Annotated in this window: 12 protein-coding genes; 7 read left to right on the forward strand and 5 right to left on the reverse strand. The window is 53.8% G+C overall.

Annotated elements, in window-relative coordinates:
- Positions 1–34 precede the first annotated feature (34 nt).
- From FFS57_RS19320 to FFS57_RS19335, 4 genes are all read left to right on the forward strand, one after another.
- On the forward strand, positions 35–859 hold the full coding sequence (locus FFS57_RS19320) for a DUF6502 family protein (protein WP_137939460.1): 825 nt from the start codon (positions 35–37) through the stop codon (positions 857–859).
- Entirely contained in the window at positions 846–2,588 is a 1,743-nt protein-coding gene (locus FFS57_RS19325; RefSeq protein WP_171014078.1) for a FecR family protein, read from the forward strand. Before FFS57_RS19320 ends, FFS57_RS19325 begins: the two co-directional genes overlap by 14 nt.
- Positions 2,585–3,931, forward strand: a complete 1,347-nt coding sequence (locus FFS57_RS19330) for a tetratricopeptide repeat protein (protein WP_137939462.1) — start codon at positions 2,585–2,587, stop codon at positions 3,929–3,931. The genes FFS57_RS19325 and FFS57_RS19330 overlap by 4 nt, the downstream gene beginning before the upstream one ends.
- Positions 3,932–4,099: 168 nt before the next feature.
- On the forward strand, positions 4,100–4,768 hold the full coding sequence (locus tag FFS57_RS19335) for a YopT-type cysteine protease domain-containing protein (protein ID WP_137939463.1): 669 nt from the start codon (positions 4,100–4,102) through the stop codon (positions 4,766–4,768).
- A 226-nt stretch (positions 4,769–4,994) separates the two neighbouring features.
- Here the strand turns inward: FFS57_RS19335 and FFS57_RS19340 are convergent, their stop codons facing one another.
- From FFS57_RS19340 to FFS57_RS19360, 5 genes are all read right to left on the reverse strand, one after another.
- Positions 4,995–6,458 carry a PepSY domain-containing protein gene (locus tag FFS57_RS19340; RefSeq protein ID WP_137939464.1) on the reverse strand — a complete coding sequence of 488 codons (1,464 nt, stop codon included), beginning with the start codon at positions 6,456–6,458 and terminating at the stop codon, positions 4,995–4,997.
- Between the two features lie 8 nt (positions 6,459–6,466).
- Positions 6,467–8,509: a TonB-dependent receptor family protein gene (locus FFS57_RS19345; protein WP_171014079.1), complete on the reverse strand. Its 2,043-nt coding sequence runs from the start codon at positions 8,507–8,509 to the stop codon at positions 6,467–6,469.
- 326 nt (positions 8,510–8,835) lie between these two features.
- Positions 8,836–9,207 carry a DUF2946 family protein gene (locus FFS57_RS26305; protein WP_137939466.1) on the reverse strand — a complete coding sequence of 124 codons (372 nt, stop codon included), beginning with the start codon at positions 9,205–9,207 and terminating at the stop codon, positions 8,836–8,838.
- A 102-nt stretch (positions 9,208–9,309) separates the two neighbouring features.
- Positions 9,310–10,062, reverse strand: a complete 753-nt coding sequence (locus FFS57_RS19355) for an SIMPL domain-containing protein (RefSeq protein WP_137939467.1) — start codon at positions 10,060–10,062, stop codon at positions 9,310–9,312.
- Between the two features lie 354 nt (positions 10,063–10,416).
- Positions 10,417–11,040 (reverse strand): TetR family transcriptional regulator, encoded by a 624-nt coding sequence (locus FFS57_RS19360; RefSeq protein ID WP_137939468.1) that lies wholly within the window; start codon positions 11,038–11,040, stop codon positions 10,417–10,419.
- A gap of 417 nt (positions 11,041–11,457) precedes the next feature.
- Here FFS57_RS19360 and FFS57_RS19365 point away from each other — a divergent pair, with 417 nt between their 5' ends.
- Genes FFS57_RS19365 through FFS57_RS19375 form a run of 3 tightly spaced genes read left to right on the forward strand, consistent with a single transcriptional unit; the run spans position 11,458 to position 17,213 of the window.
- Positions 11,458–12,645 (forward strand): efflux RND transporter periplasmic adaptor subunit, encoded by a 1,188-nt coding sequence (locus tag FFS57_RS19365; RefSeq protein ID WP_137939469.1) that lies wholly within the window; start codon positions 11,458–11,460, stop codon positions 12,643–12,645.
- A gap of 16 nt (positions 12,646–12,661) precedes the next feature.
- Entirely contained in the window at positions 12,662–15,805 is a 3,144-nt protein-coding gene (locus FFS57_RS19370; protein ID WP_137939470.1) for an efflux RND transporter permease subunit, read from the forward strand.
- A complete protein-coding gene (locus FFS57_RS19375) occupies positions 15,798–17,213 on the forward strand; it encodes an efflux transporter outer membrane subunit (RefSeq protein ID WP_137939471.1) in 1,416 nt (471 codons plus the stop codon). The genes FFS57_RS19370 and FFS57_RS19375 overlap by 8 nt, the downstream gene beginning before the upstream one ends.
- Positions 17,214–17,236: the final 23 nt, after the last annotated feature.

Genomic DNA, 17,236 nt, shown 5'->3' on the forward strand with positions numbered 1-17,236 from the left:
ATTCTCTTGGATTGAATGGTTCTGAATGGACAGCATGCCCTCAGGAACGCCATCAACAAGGCTATTGGCGGCGATCCGGCATTTATTGCGGCCATTGGTCCGGCTATTGCTGGCAAATGGTATCGGCTACCCGGCCTTGTTGGAGCTGTTGAAAGAAGCCTATGTAAAAGAGGCAGAGGAACGGTTCTCGATAGACGGCAGGCCGCAAACAGATAGCCGTATCAGCTTGTTGACCGGCGTACATCGTAAGGATGTGAAGCGCTTGCGGGATGAGCCCGCTGCAAAACTGCCACATGAATCATTGACTGCCCAACTGTTTGCACGGTGGACGGGTGATCAACATTATCTGGACGACAGTGGTCATCCAAAGCCATTGGCCAGGCTGGGTAGCCAAGGTGGTGATTTGTCATTCGAAGCATTGGTGCAGTCGGTCAGCAAGGACATTCGGCCACGGGTGATACTGGATGAATGGCAGCGCCTGAGTCGGGTCATGATTGATGACGGTGATCGGGTTCATTTGCAAGTGACACAATTTTTGCCGAATGCCAGCCATGACGACAAAGTGTTTTTCGCCGGCCAAAACCTGCATGACCATATTGCAGCTGTTGCGCACAACGTGAGTGGTGCGCTGCCGCCTTTCATGGAGCGCTGCGTGTTTTACGACGGTTTAACGGTGGCAGATGTGGCGGCCTTGAAAGCATTGGCGGAGACAGAAGGTATGTCACTGCTGCAATTGCTGAGTCGTCAGGCAATGGCATTGAAAGCAGAACGGGCCGGTAAACCTGAGCAGGCTCAGCGCATCAATTGCGGTATCTATTTCTACCATGAGGCAGACGAGGTTGCAGATGAGCGGGCATGACAAGCCATTCTGGAAACAGGTGCTGATCGTCGGTGCCTTGAGCCTGGTGATCTCGACCAGTACGTTGGCGGCGGTCTGCGAGGCCCCACGTGACAACGGGATTGGTGGAACAGGTGTTCAGCCCGATACTCGCGATCAGCATCCGGCTGAGAATGGTATTGGTGGCACGGGTATACAACCTGATGCTGGCAAACCAGGCGACAAACCGTTGGAAAACGGCATTGGTGGAACCGGGCTGCGTGCCGGTAATGGCATAGGTGGAACTGGCCGTCAACAGCCAACAGCGAATTATGCAGGCCGGGTGTTGTTCGCCAAGGGCGGTATCATGGCGTGGCAACCAGATGGTCCAGCCCGCGTCCTGCGTAAGGGTGATCCAGTCTGCGAAGGCGATACTTTGGCGGTGGCTGATCTGGCGCTAGCGCAGTTACAGATGGCCGACAATGGCAAGCTGATGCTGCGTGCAAAAACGCGGCTAGTTATTGATGCCTTCCGTAAACCTTCTACCATGGATGGCAGTGAACGTTTTGCCGTGACCTTGCTGGAAGGCGGCATGCGGGCCATAACGGGCGAAATCGGGCATGCCCATAAAGAGAATTATGCAATTGCCACGCCGTTGGCCCGAATCGGTATTCGCGGCACCGATCATGAAGTGTTTCATATCGAACAGGCCCGCATTGACTTGGCCGCCGGTACCTACAACCGTGTACTGAGTGGTGGGACTGTGGTTGAAGCCGCTGGCAGCAAATTGCCATTGGGCCCAACCGAAGTGGGCTATGTTGGACCAAATGGTGCCAGCCCAACCTTGTTGAAAGCGTTGCCAGCATTGTTGGGGACATCTGCAGCCGAGCTGTTATCGACATCACGCAAGAGCACCCCGGGTGTGGAAGATACAACCAGTGATGACGTTGTCCAGGCATTGAAACTGGGTAGTAATCGGACAGTGGTCAACTTGGACGGTACCGAGCTGGTATTCGCCCCACCCCAATCTGCCTATGTTGGCGTCAACCAGCTGGGCGGCAAGCAGCAATACGCGATGTCCGCCAGTGTATTGGATGCCGGCCTGGAGTATGCGCTGGCATTACTTGATCCGAGCACCAATATCCCGATTGCGATGGCCGATGGTGATACGGGTTTCAACTACATCAGTGGGGATGCCCGCTTGGTCAAGATTTGTGGCGCCATGATGGATAACGTACCTGTGTACTGGGGGCTGTATGCCAACGGTACTGAAGGCGGATTCCAGATTGATCCGGATACCGGGGATGACCAATCGGTGAAGGTGCATCACTTTGCCTATTCTCCTGGCGGTGCCACCAGTATGGAAGTCATCAACAGTATCAGTGGTACTTTCACCTTCGAGAGATTGGTGGGGCATTCACGCCTGTCAGACGAGTCCGGCGCATTGGGTGGTCGCATCAATGGCATGTCGGTGGATGTGATGTTTGGTGGCAATCCGGGTATCACCCGCTATCAGATCAACCTGACCGACGCGCAGCGACGCGAATGGTCGGGAGCAATGGATGGTTTCAAATCGCTGGCGGATTTTGCTGCTGGCAAACTGCAGTTGCAAACCACTTGTGTTGGTACAGGTTGTGGCAGCGGTCAGGGCAATGGTGTTGCCACAGGGATGCTGGTCGGTCAGCAGGGTAAGGGTTTGGCTACCGGGTTTGGGTTGAGCACCCAGACAGGACAAACCGTGAATGGTGTAGCGGTGTTGTCTCGTCCATGATGAATAAGCGTTTGATCAACCAGCGTCTGGCGCGCTGGTATCTTGTGTTGTCGGTTGGTTTAAGTACATCCGTATGGGCTGAAGCGCTTCCGATGCTGGATCAGGCAGAACAATTGCTACGGCAGGGCAAAGCTGACCAAGCGCTTGCACTGTTAGCGCCAGCTGAAAGCCAACGGGCTGGGGAAGTTGATTACGACTATCTGTTAGGGGCGGCCTATCTGGCCAACAATCAGCCTGAGGCGGCCAGTTTTGCACTGGAGCGGGTGGTTGCACAGAGCCCACGGCATGCAGCCGCCTGGTTAGATCTGGGACGGGCTTACTTGAAAATGGGAGATCGCAGCCGTGCCAAAGCCGTGTTTGATACGATCATGGATATGCAGCCACCGGCTGCAGCACGTGCCATGGTCTATCGGCAACTGGTTGCACTGGAGCGCCCAGCCGAATCAGGGCCTTACACATTAACGGGCTATCTGGATACGGGATTGGGTTGGGACTCGAACATCAATACTTCACCCAGTGGTGACTTGTTGACGGTACCCGCTTTGGGCGATTTGCAAGTCAAATTGAACCCGCAAAATGTCCAGCTGCGAGACAGTTATGGTCGGTTGACAGCAGGTGGCGAAGCCTCGGTGCTACTGGCAGGGCAGTTACGCTCGGTGACCAGTGTCCGTGGTAATGCCCGCCGGTTTCGTCAGCATCATGTATTCAGTACTGACGACGCTGAACTGCGTAGTGGCTTGCAATTGACACATGGGAACACTTTGTGGGTGGTGAATGCGGTGGGGCAGTGGGCAACATTGGGTTCACGATTGAATCGCCGTAGTTGGGGCGGGAATCTGGATTGGTGGTATCGCTTGGATGAGCGCAATCACCTGTTGTTATCCGGTCAGTTCATGCGCCATCAATATCCGGCTCCCGGGTTGGCTGACAATAATTTTGATCAACGGGCCACATCGCTGAGCTGGATCTATAGTCACCCGGGCGGCGAATGGCAGCTTGCCAGCCAGTTGTTTGGCGCGAAGGAGGTCAGTGCGCAGGACCGGACCGATGGTAACGCCACGCTGAGCGGCATTCGTATGCAGGGTAGTTGGCGCGGGCCTGCGAATACTGAGTGGTATGTCACGGCGGGTGCTTTGCAAGGCAGATATGATCGGGTTAATTCAGCCTTTCTGGTCAACCGTGCCGACCGTCAATGGTCGGTCGGTGCTGGGGCTGCCATGCGATTGAACAAGGCACTTAGCCTGCAACTCAAATGGGATTACATTTCACGAAATTCGAATATTCCGATTTCCGACTATGTAAGGCACGATGTCAACGCCAGTGTCCGTTATGATTTTCGATAATTTTTTCTTATCAGGTGGATGGCCTAAGTGGCAGATGTTTTTAATATGTAAATTACGGTATATCTGATATTGTGGTTTTGTCGGTCTTGATATGCTCGCCGCTTTTTCATAAAGGTCGTGTCTGTATGCCATCAGGCATGGCTAAAAAATGATAGCGAGGTCGACAATATGTCAGGCAACATCACACCATGGCCCATCCTTCGCGAACTGGAAGCCTTTAGGCTTGCCAGTTACGATCAGCGCAATCCAGTATTGTCCAATCTGGGTGCCGATAAGCGTGTCGAGGTTGGTGCCTGTCCAGGCTTGAGTCTGGAATGGATCAAGCGTCACCGGCAATATCCAAACGAAACGCCCGTCAGCCGCATGAACTGGATGCGTAAGGACGGCGTACTGTGGCAAGCTGCAGAATACACCGATAAGTTCAATCGCCCCGCCAGCAGCAACAAGGAGCGGTTGGGGGGAGATCTGACCAGTCATATCGGATTGAACCCTAATCATCACTGGAAGCAAGCCAAGCCAGAAGCAAAAGACACCAGCAAGCTGTATCTGACCTATTTCAATCCGGCCAATCGCTATTCCATCCTATTGGCGAATCTGGAAGGCCTCAACACCGATCATATGTGTGCTACTTATTGTTATGAGGGGCGTCGAGGCAAGATGCTGGTGATTTTTGATCCGAACTTTGGCGAATTCAGCGTACCGTTGACTGCGTCGGATATGCGCCGTTTCATGGAAGCCTGGAGCAAGCAGTTCACGACTTATGTATCAGGCCGAACGGGCAAGGCCGTGAAGTTGACACTGAAAAGCGTCGAGGTCATTTCACTGGATGAGATTTGACGGGACGCTTGGTGGCGATGATAAAGGTGCCACCTGCCAACCGCTACGAGGTAAGTGCATTGGTCAATGCCCGCGATCAGAACTCAAGTGCGGCTCGACATCCTCATGTACCATATCTAGGTGCTGGACTTGTTGCTGCGCTTCACCTCACTGGCGACTGCTTATCACAGATATTGGCCAGATTCCGAGGGCAGCGGCTTGACCACTGCCTTTTTTGTTGATGACGTTACCCCTGTCTGGGTTGACGACGTTGCCACCACATCCACAGGCCGAATCCGATCGTCACTGCGTTCAGCAGGGCAAAGCAACCGAGCAGCCCGTCGCGCCCGTTCTTGCCCAGTACATCCAGCCAATGCACCTTGTGCAGCCAGGAAAATGCATAACCTTCCACCCGATTGGCGGGATGAACGGTCGCCGCCAACGTGCTGGTAGTGGGCTCGATGTAGTAGCTGTCCCCGGCAAACTGCACATGAACTACCGGCAAGCGTTTGTTGATGAAGCCGTATTCTCCCTCAAAACGGGTCACCCATTGATATGGAGGACTGGATGGGAGCGGTTGGCCAATGAGTGCACTGGCCAGTTGCCGGATATACCTTGTTTCGCCATGCTCTAGCGGACTCCCATCGGTTGCGTCCAGGTAGTGTGAAACTGACAGGGATGCGGGTTTACCGGTCGCACCATGGTGGGTATGTCCATGATCCGCCATGCTTTGGGGCTGTTTTTGTTGCCAAGCTGGTCGGCCATCGAGTATGACCAATGTGGCACCAGCTTGCAGGCTGCTGAGCTTTGCCGTCAGCAAGCTGGTTTGTATGGTTTGCTCGATGTGCGGCATAAGGGGCAAAGGCTGTTTCAGCCATAAATGCAATATGCCACTACTTGTAAACGCCAGCATGCTCAAACCTGCTAGCAGCCCTAATCGACGATGCCACCGACGGTTGGCGGGGTAACCAAGCCGGCGATGCTGCTTCATATACACCATGACCCCGAACAGGGTGGCAAGTGCTGCTGCAAACAGGATTAGCGACATCGTGATCCGTCGTGCAACAGGCAGTTCTTCCGCCCAAGTCCAGCTATGTATCAGTCTGAATACGTTCTGGAAAGTCGCCTTGCGATCGTCCATCAAGGCTGATAGACGTGCGGGGCTGGTTTCAACATAGGCACGCAGATTGTCATCTCGCTCGAACGACACTCGCCAAACGGGTAGCAACCGGTTGACGGGCAGATAGTCGACATCAAACTGGGTGATCAAAGTTGCATTGCGGATGGGGCTGCGGGTATCGCCAGTGAAATGTCGGGCCAAGGCAATTGCTTGCTCTTGATCGCCGGATAGAATTTCCTCACTCGTAGCTGCATTGAAATATCGCCATGTGGTGTGACCAGGCTCCCTGATCTGGTAGACCGGTAATCCTGCCCGACCGTACAAGCGTGCTGCGGCAAGCTGCTGAATTCCCGCTGCTTGCATGACTTCTGCCAGCGATTGGCCCGCCTGATTGATGATTTCGGCAGGTGGTTTCATGGCTATTGCGCTCGGGAACAGCCTTGTCATGATCGGGTGTGCGAGACCGCTCAAGGCCCACAATATGGCTGGAATAGCCGCCAATAGCCCGATTCGGCGATGCCAACGGTACCAGAATGCCAGCTGGTTTGGCTGGGTCAGTTGTTGTATCAAGCTGGAGTCTGCATGTGTCATGATTTACCTCAGGCGCCAAAGCGGTAACGCACACCCACATAGAAGGTGCGGCCATCACCTGCGGTATAACTGTCCTGCGTATCAGGATGACGGGCGCCTACGCCACTGAAGCTTGAGCTGGCCGATTCTGCATAGCGTTTGTCTGTCAGGTTCATCAGTTTGGCCCATACCTGCCAATTGCCCAGGTCGTGGCTGGCACGCAGGTGGTAAAGTGCATGGCCTGGGTAACGTACCGTGTTGGCGTTATCCATCCACCACTTGCCCATGCGTTGTGCTTCCAGACTCAAACGTGTGTCAGGAGTCGGGGTCCAAGTGGCCTCCAGATTGGCAATCAGTTTGGGTGCCTGTGGCATGTCGCGACCGGCATAGCTGAGGGCTGGGCTGGCATCATAGGTCAGGAAACGGTGTTGTGCCCAACTGCCGGAAGCGCGTAACTGCAGATCGGGCCAGACTTTCCAGCCCATTCCGAACTCCAGGCCTTGATGACGGGTGCGGCCAACATTGCGTGGTTCACTTTTGCCCGGTGCAATGGTGTAGTTCACCTGCTCATCGTGGCCGGATAGTCGATACAGTGCCAGTTCCCAGTTCCATCCATTACGACGGAAGCGGGTGCCAACTTCAATATTGTCATAGCGGGCGGGTTGCAGGTTTGGCACATTCAGTGCGCCATACAGGCTGCTGACTTCTGGTGGGATAAAACCTTGGCTAGCGTTGGCATAGGTATCCAGCCCAGAGATCAGGTTCCAGATTGCGCCTAACTTGGGGCTGGTACGCTGAAAACGTCGGGTTTCAGATGGTGCACCTGTCGTTGCCGAGGGTTGTAGATGATTGTGATAATCATATTTGATTGCGTCGTAACGCATACCACCTACCAATCTGACTGACTGGGTCAATTGCCACTCAAGCTGACTGTAAACTGCTTGATTGGTGAGCACGACACGATAATCGCGGCGCTGCCCTGCTACGTTGTAGCGCAGATACTTTTCGGTCGATGGGTCGCGCTCGATGCTCAGGTTTTGTTCGTTGTAGTCGTTGGGACTGCGTTCAGTACTAGCGCCCACGACCACCCGTACTTGGTCAAATTGCTGGCGATGGCGCAGATCCAGCCCGAACGATCGGAAATGGTTATCATTGAGTCGGCCACTGGCTGATGTTGAACCCGTGTTGAATACCAGATAGCTGGGTAATTGGGCGGTATCGTTGTTGCGCAGGAACAGCGTAGCGGCGGATTCACCATTCTCCATCCAGGAGCCTGCCAACGTGGTGCTCAATCGTGTTGCCTTGACCTCCCGCCAAGTGAACGTTTGCTGACTGAAGTCCGGGCGTTGTTCGAAGTCACTGGGCTTCAGGCTGCCGGGCATGTCAGTCCGTAGTGTGTTATGTGTCAACACGGTGATCAGGCTGGCTTTACTACTCAGGGCCAGGTCAGTTCGTAATGTGGCCCCAGTCTTTTCAAAGCTGTCGTAATCGGCATCCCCACCATCAGAGCGGGCGTGATAGCCCGCCACCCGCCACCCAATCTTGCCGGCAGACGAGGACACATCGACATCAGCGCGGCGATAGCCAGCATTACTGGCCTGGGTGGCAAACTGTGCCTCCAGTTCTGTGGTGGGCTTACGTGTCAGAAAGTTGACGGCTCCCCCTACTGCATTACTGCCATATAGTGAGGATGCGGGCCCTTTGATGACCTCTACACCCGCAGCGCCCGGCAGGTTGATTTCGTAGAGCGCGTTGTGGTTGAAAATGCCAACAGGCCGGATTGGCAAGCCATCTTCAAGATAAACGTAATAAGCGTTGGTCGATATCGGCATGCGAATTGCCATGCTGTGCTGCTCGTTGCCTAGATTAGTCATGAACACCCCGGGAACCTGGTTCAATACTTCACCGGTAAAGGTGGGTTTCAACCGATCCAGTGCCGCTTCAGACACTTTGCCAATAGCTGCTGGCGTATCCTTTAGGGCGGTCGCAGCGCGTGAGGCAGAGACGACAATTACATCCTGATTGGTGATAGTGGCCTCGCTGGCATAGCTGTGGGCGCAAACCAGTGACAAGGTAATAACAAGAGGGGAACGGGCAAAACATGGGTGCTGATGATATGACTTGAGTAATTCCATTGAGCAAATCTCTGGCAATGGCGCATGCCAATGCAGACTTGCGATAGCCTGACTCGATATACAGAGGCCATGTCTGTTACTGATGCCGGCTGTGATCAAACATGACCGGTAGTATTGAACAATGACTAATGTCCACCCGATGATTCATTGCTGTAAGCGCAGTCCACACTGATGCGCCCGGTACATTGCGCCGGTACGACCGGCGACAGCTCACACCATTCCCGTATCTATTGGTTTGGGAATGATTCAGTAACGGGATTGCATCAGTGGAATTGCGGCGGCCCTCGAGCTGGCGGGGCGCGAGGGATGACGACTTGCAGGAAAGGGCGAAGTACTGAGGCGACCAGTGGTGCCTGCCCTGCCAGCGGTAAACTCAGGTGAAAGGGCGGTGGCAGGATCGCCGGCCCGGATGGATTCAGGCAAAATGGACAATCAATACCATATTGGTGGGATTCAACCGGAGGGGAACTGGGTGAATCCACTTGAATCCGCTTGATGCCAAATGTGGTACAGACTTCAATCCATTCACCTGTGCTACTCGTCCGCCAAGTACTCAACGCGGGCGCCAACGCTGCAAAAAGCAGTACGAAGGCAACAAGCCAAAGAGTTGAGTGAAAGGGGCGGAGTGGGCGCATGGCTGGCCATTATAGCCGTGCTTGCACACATGTCGACATAACCTGGATCAAACAAGCATGCCGGTCACGGCATGCTAACACTCGGCCAGCACAGAAAGGTAGTTACTGATCCAGGTTGTAATCGATGGTCACCACCACACGGGCAATCTTGTCGATGGTGCTTTTATCATAGACGCCGCCGTAATCATTGGCTTCGACACTGCTACCAGTAGGCAGAATGTAAAATGCACCTTGTGATGCCGACCGCATGCTGCCAACCTTGGTATCACCATATTTCGCAAACTCGTCAGCACGTTTTTTTGCATTTTGCGTTGCCGCACCGATCAGCGACATTTTGACTTCTTCCAAGTTCGAAACCAAATACAGAGGTTTGGAATAGAATACAGGGTGACCATCGGCTTCTAACTGCAAGGCCGCCTTACTCGCTGTAGCAATCTTAGCCAAGTCTTTGCTGGTTACGGTAATCGACTGGCGAGCAACGAACCCTTTTTGTACTTGGCGAAACTGACCGTTCTGGGTTTCCTCCTCAATCATATTCGGGGTGACATCTTCATCGCCTTCTTTCAACGTTGCTTTATCAAACCCTTGCTTTTCCAGAAACGTATCCAGTACCGGACGACCCTGACGTAGCTTGCTTAACGCATCGGCAAAGGTATCAGCATGCACGCTGACGCCGATGCTCCATTCTGCCAGGTCCGCCTTGACAGGTTTTTCCGCTAGTCCTTTGACTGAAATATTCTGCCGCCCCGAACCAATATGCCGGGTTTGCGTGCCCAACAGAAAGGCTGCGACCGACATGCCTAGTGCCAGTAAAATACCCAGTGTTACCAAGGCCTTGGGTAATCCTTTTTCCATACTGTTTACTCCAGTGAAGTTGTTCTGAAAAATAAAATGAAACTGAAATCAATCAAATGCTTTTTCACTTGGTGATTTTAGAGTTGTTCTGAATATGTCTAATTGATTGAGAGTGAAATATGTGCGAGTGGGTTGATGGTGAGGGGTGTTGAAGGTGCTTTTAACATGGAATGAATTCGATGAGACTTGGGTTGTCCAGCGGTGTGTTGAAATGATGGTCGACAAGTTGAACCGGTCAGCAAATCGCCTTCTGATCAGGCGTGAAGGCGATGCTGGGTAGTTGTTTTTATATGGTATTTTCAGAAATGGCATTCCCAATTTAGAAGGCTATTGTCCAAGCTGTCGAAATTGAGATCATCTTGAGTCATTTCTTATGAGTCCTGACAGGTAAATATCAATCAGCGCGTCGGCTTCGTCACCAAGCGAGAAGTATTCCGGTACGGGCAGCCAGTGATAGAGTAGACCATCAATATAAGATAACAATCCTATGGCCGCCATGCGTGGCTTGATGTCCTTGCGAAGTTGGCCGGAAGCTGCAGCTTCGGCAAATTCTTGTTCGATCTGGCTCAGGCAATCGTCGCGGCCTTCCAGATGCCTTTTCTTCAGACTGGCCAGTTCGTCGGTGAATTCACACTTATGCAGGGTGATATTGAACACCGATCGACAATGTGCATCACCTACCACCTGACGGAGTACTTCGACTGATTTGGCTCGGATGCGATCAAGTGGGCTGGCATGGCTGTCATTCAGCGAATTCATCGCATCTTCCAGTGGCATGCGGGCGCGTTCGCATAGCGCTTCGAGCAGATCTGCCTTGTTTTTGAAATGCCAATAGATGGCGCCACGGGTCAGGCCTGCGTTAGCTGCGACATCATTCAGTGTCGTTTGTGCGACACCATTGGCGCTGAAGAGTTGTTCGGCTGAATCCAGCAGCTGGTTACGCGTTTCCAGTGCTTCTTCTTTGGTACGACGTGCCACGCCTGCTTACTCCGGGCGATGGCTGGTGGGCGGTAGGCAATCCATGTTAGATGGGGAGTCAGGATGTCTGTTAGGGGTTACTGCCACGTCGATCAAGAAGTTCATTTTGCTCTCCTGCGCGTAATCTTGACTGGGCATGCTTGCCCAATCGCATTTGGTTGGATATCTCGAAAGATTGGCCGGGATGGCACGAACTGGTGCTGTTGTCGAGGCCAACTACTGTCCGGGTATTTCCGGGTATGTCATGCATTCAGATTGGTAATCAAATTAAAAACAATGGATTGAATGTTGTTTCTGAAGTGCTTTATGACAAATTGTTACGCATTATAGCATGGATTTTATTTACAAACATGCGTGAATGTATGTAATATGCGAGCCATTGAAAATTGACCACTCTTGGTCCCATTGGAGTTACACATGCGACAGCACTATCCAAGAATCGCAACGCTCGCGCCCCTGGCAGCCTTAATCCTGGCTGCATGCGGCAAACCGGCTGAAAATGGCATGCATGGCATGCCGCCGCCGGAAGTCAACACATACAAGGTACAAACACAAGATCTACCCGTTTCATTCGAGTATGTCGGTGAGACCGCTGGCTCGAAGGAAGTTGAAATTCGTGGGCGGGTGAACGGTATTCTGGAACAGCGTGCGTATGAAGAAGGCAGCATGGTAAAAGCCGGGCAGACACTGTTCGTAATTGACCCGAAGCCTTATGAAGCACAATCGGCGGCGGCTGAGGCGGATGTCGCCAGTGCGGAGGCGCGTTTGGCACAAGCCAAGCGTGAAGTTGCACGGCTGAAACCTTTGATTGAGCAAAAGGCGACCAGTCAAAAGGAATATGACGATGCGCTGTCAAATGAACAATTGGCTGCTGCCTCGTTGAAAGCCACCCAGGCACGATTGAAAGAGGCGCGTCTGAATCTGGGGTATACCCGTGTCACCGCCCCGGTTTCCGGCATTACAGGCAAGGCCGCCAAGTCGGAAGGCAGTCTGGTCAGTGCCACAGGGGATAGTTTATTGACGACAGTCGTACAGGTTGATCCGCTGTATGTGAATTTCGGTATTGCTGAAGATGATCATCTGAAACTGTCTCGTGAGGCGGCGGTCGGTAAGATCAAACTGCCGGAAGGCGGCAAGTATCAGGTTTCGCTGCGGCTATCGGACGGTAGCGCGTTTGAACAGACCGGCAAGCTGAATTTCACCGATGCACGGGTCAATAATCAGACCGGTACGATCGATGCCCGGGCTGAACTGGCTAACCCAGGTGCCAAACTGAAATCGGGGCAATTCGTGCGGGTGATGCTGTCTGGTGCGGTACGACCCAATGCAGTGGCGGTACCGCAGGGTGCCGTGCTGGAAAGCGGCCAAGGTAAATTTGTCTATGTGATCGGTAAAGGCAAGGACGGTGCCAGCGTAGCCGAAATCCGTAATGTACAGGTGGGCGAGTGGGTCAACCTGGATAAGGGGGCCAAGGGCTGGATTGTACGTGATGGTCTGAAAGCCGGTGAAATGGTCATTCTCGACAATCTGGTGAAGGTCCGTCCAGGAGCGCCGGTGAAGCTCGCCACACCTGGGCAGGTACCTGCCAGCAAGCCGCAGGCTTAAGCAAGGGGCTTAATTCATGTTTTCTCGTTTTTTTATTGATCGCCCCATTTTCGCGGCGGTGATCTCAATTTTCATCATGCTCGCCGGCTTGGCTGCGATGCGGGTGTTGCCGATCGCGCAATATCCCGAGATTGCACCGCCTGTCGTTTCGGTGCGTGCTGTCTATCCTGGGGCCTCGGCAGAGGTGTTGGAGCAGACGGTGGCAGCCCCACTGGAAAACCAGATCAATGGCGTGGAACACATGCTGTATATGAATTCGACCTCTGCCGGTAACGGTGCGGTGGAAATTCAGGTGACTTTTGAAATTGGCACCGATGTGGACCAGGCTGCACTCAACGTCAATAACCGTGTCAAGCAGGCGGAAGCCCGATTGCCGCAGGAAGTTCGGCGGCAGGGTGTGACGGTGGAGAAGGGTAGTTCGGCTTTCTTGCAGGTATTGGCGTTCTACAGCCCGGATGGTCGTTACAGCGATTTGTATACTTCAAATTATGTCACGCAAAACGTGCTGGATCGCGTCAAGCGTATTCCAGGCACCACCAACGTACAGATCTTTGGTGCCAAGGACTATGCAATGCGTATCTGGATCAAACCGGATCGCATGACGCAGTTGAAAATGACCACCGATGAGTTGATCGCGGCCATCAACCAGCAAAACGCGCAGTTTGCACCGGGCAAGATCGGTCAGTCGCCGAACGAAGCAGGGCAGGAACTGGTGTATTCAATCACCACGCGCGGTCGGATGGCAGATGTGAAGGAGTTTGAAAACATCATCGTACGGGCCAATCCTGCCGGTAACATCAAGTTGAAGGATGTTGCACGCGTAGAGCTGGGCGCGAAGGACAACGACTTTATCGGTCGTTACAACGGCAAGCCTGCGGTGCTGTTAGGTATTTTCCTGCAGCCGGGCGCGAATGCGCTGGACGTGGCTGACGAAGTGAAACGCAACATTTCCGAAATGGCTGAGCAGTTCCCGCAAGGTTTGACTTATGCCATCCCTTATGACACCACACGATTTGTGGAAGTGTCGATCAAGGAGGTGTTGAAAACTCTCGGCGAAGCAATGGTACTGGTATTCCTGGTGGTGTACCTGTTCCTGCAGAACTGGCGAGCAACATTGATCCCGACCATTGCGGTGCCGGTGTCATTGATTGGTACGTTTGCTGGCTTGTTAATGCTGGGTTACTCAATCAACACACTGACCTTGTTCGGGATGGTGCTGGCGATTGGTATCGTGGTGGATGATGCGATTGTCGTGCTGGAAAACGTCGAACGTATCATGCATGAAGAACATGTCTCCGCCCATGCAGCAGCCGTCAAGGCAATGCGTGAAGTGACCGGGCCGGTGATCGCGATTGTGCTGGTGCTGACGGCGGTGTTCGTGCCGATTGCCTTCCTGGGTGGGTTGACTGGTGAGTTGTATCGTCAATTCGCGATCACCATTTCGATTGCAGTGGGTATCTCAGGCCTGGTGGCGTTGACACTGACCCCAAGTCTGTGCGTACTGATTTTGAAGCGCGAACACAAAGCACCGGGCCGCTTCTTCACTTGGTTCAACAACTGGTTTGAGCGTGTAACCCACCGCTATGTCGGCGGGGTGAGCTGGATGTTGCGTCGTTCGCTGATTGGCATGTTGTTGTTTGGTGGCATGGTGGCGATGACCGCAGGCCTGTGGAAGACAACACCTGGTTCGTTGGTTCCGGAAGAAGATCAGGGTTACTACATCGCAGCGGTGTTCCTGCCCGATGGCGCCACATTGCAGCGTACCGACAAGGTTGTGCAGGAAGTGATTGGGGCGATTCAGTCCAATTCTGCCAACCAGCACGTGATGTCTTTTGCTGGTATGGATTTCCTGGGTGGTGGCTTCCGTAACTCGGCTGCCACGATCTTTGTCTCACAAAAGCCATGGGATGAGCGTACGGTAAAAGCCAGTGATCTAGTTGGTGAGCTGTTTATGAAGACCGCGCATATCAAGGAGGCATTGGTATTGGCCTTCAACCCGCCAGCCATCTTTGGCCTGGGTAGTGCCGGTGGTTTCGACTTCTACATCCAGAACCGGGGTGAAGGTGGCGCCAAACGCCTGAACGAAGTGGCGCAACAGTTCATGGAACGTGCCAACAAAGATCCGATGCTGGCAGGGGTCAATACCTTGTGGCGTGCTGCTACACCACAGTTGTATGTGGACGTGGACCGTGAAAAGGCGGCATCGCTGGGTGTATCGCTGGATAATGTGTTCAACACCTTGTCCGCCATGCTGGGTAACTACTATGTCAATGACTTCAACAAGTATGGCCGTACCTGGCAGGTGTTGATGTCTGCTGATTCCAAGTACCGCATGCGCCCTGAAGATATTGGTTCTATGTATGTGAAGTCGACGTCGGGCAAGATGGTTCCATTGTCGGCCTTCACCAAGGTGGAATACACCTCGGGGCCGGAAACGCTGAACCGTTTCAACAACCTGCCTGCCGTACATTTGATGGGATCGGGTGCGCCGGGTGTCAGCTCAGGTCAAGCGATTGCCCGTATCGAACAGATCGCGAAGGAGGTCCTGCCACCTGACTTTACCTATGACTGGGGTGGTGCCTCTTATCAGGAGAAGCGCTCTGGTGGTACGTCTGGTCTGGCGATCGGAATGGCCGCGATCATGGTGTTCCTGATCCTGGCAGCACAGTACGAGAAGTGGTCGATGCCATTGTCCGTCATGCTGGCCCTACCGTTCGGTACCTTTGGTGCATTGGCTGCCGTGTGGTTGCGGGACATGAGTAATGACGTGTACTTCCAGATTGGCTTGGTAACCTTGCTGGGCTTGGCGGCGAAGAATGCGATCTTGATTGTGGAGTTCGCGGTACTCAAGAAGAACGAAGGCCTCTCAACAGTGGAAGCGGCACGGGAAGCAGCACGACTGCGCTTCCGTCCGATTCTGATGACTTCACTGGCCTTCATTTTGGGCGTGGTGCCGTTGGCCTTCTCGTCCGGTGCGGGCGCGGCATCCCGTCAATCGGTAGGGACCGGGGTAATGGGTGGGATGTTGGCGGCAACCTTCCTGGCCATCTTCTTTGTACCGCTGTTTTATAAGTTGATCACTGACTTGTTTGCCAAGAAGTCGAAAAACGAAGATGTGATCCCGGTCGAGCGTACGACCACGGAGGAACCCTATGCGTAATTCCCTCACCCTTGCCGTTGCATTGACGGTGTTGGCGGGCTGCGCCAGTGGGCCGGATTACCAGCGCCCAGCGCTGGACCTGCCGGCCGCTGTCCGCACGGAGAACAAGCCGCTTGAATTGTCGCGCTGGTGGGCAGCGTTCAACGATGCCACGTTGAACAGCCTGATTGATGATGCCTTGCAGCACAATCAGGATCTGAAAATTGCCAGTGCGCGTGTTGAAGAAGCGCGTGCCCTGGTCGATTCCAGCCGTGTTGCTTATCTGCCACAGCTGGATGCAGCGATGACCAGTTCACGGACCCGGCCTAGTCATCGTACTGCTGGCTATCAGGCAGGTTCGCCCAATCAGGTGACCAATCATCAGGCCACGTTGAATGTGTCCTATGAGTTAGATCTGTGGGGCAAAATTCGGCGTGCCAATGAGGCCGCCGATGCCGAACTGCTGAGCAGTCGTGAAGCCAAACATGCGGCACAGGCAGCCATCGCTGCTCAGGTCGCGCAGACATACTTCCAGTTGCGCGCGCTGGATAAGAAAGTCGAGCTGGCCAGCAAAACGCTGGATACCCGTGACGAAGCGATGAAGTTGCAGCAGGCTCGGTTCAAGTCGGGTGTGATTTCGTCACTGGATTTGTCGCAAGCTGAGAGCGAGCGTGAGGCCATTGCGGTGGCTTTGCCCAGCCTGAAAGCAGCTCAATCCAAAACCGAGCGGGCCTTGGCCTTGCTGGTGGGCCGATCGCCGAAGGATATTGTAGAAGGCCGTGTAGCGCGGCCGCAAGCGGATGCGGCATGGCCGACCTTGCCAACCGTGCCAGCTGGACTGACAGCGGATGTTCTGACACAGCGTCCTGACGTACGCCAGGCCGAAGCAGGTCTGGTTGCTGCGAATGCACGAATTGGTGAGGCGCGGGCGCAGTATTACCCCTCAATATCACTGACCGGTGCATTCGGTAGTGCCAGCGAGTCGTTGTCAAAGTTATTCACCGGTGACGCATTGATGTGGAATGTGGCAGGTTCGCTGGTGCAGCCGTTGGTGGGTTTGAAGCGTATCGATGCACAGGTCAATCAGGTTGAAGCCCGCAAAGTTCAACAGCAGGCCAGTTATGTAAAGACGGTACAGACCGCCTTCAAAGAGGCCCTGGATGCGTTGACCAGTCGTAGCGCCGCCGTTGAGGTACAAACTGCCCAAAACCGTCGGCTGCAATCGTTGACGCAGGCGACCAAACTGGCTTCGTTGCGATATCAGGCTGGCCAGGGCAGTTACCTGGAGCTGTTGGACTCGCAACGTAATCTGTATTCAACCGATCTTGATCGTGTGGACGCAGAGTTTGCCGCCTTGAATGCGACGGTGGATGTGTTCCGTGCGTTTGGTGGTGGCTGGGCGACCGATGAAAAAGTGGCGGCAAAATAAATCAATGTGACATGCAATGCCTA

This window comes from Chitinivorax sp. B, assembly GCF_005503445.1.
Taxonomy (GTDB): domain Bacteria; phylum Pseudomonadota; class Gammaproteobacteria; order Burkholderiales; family SCOH01; genus Chitinivorax.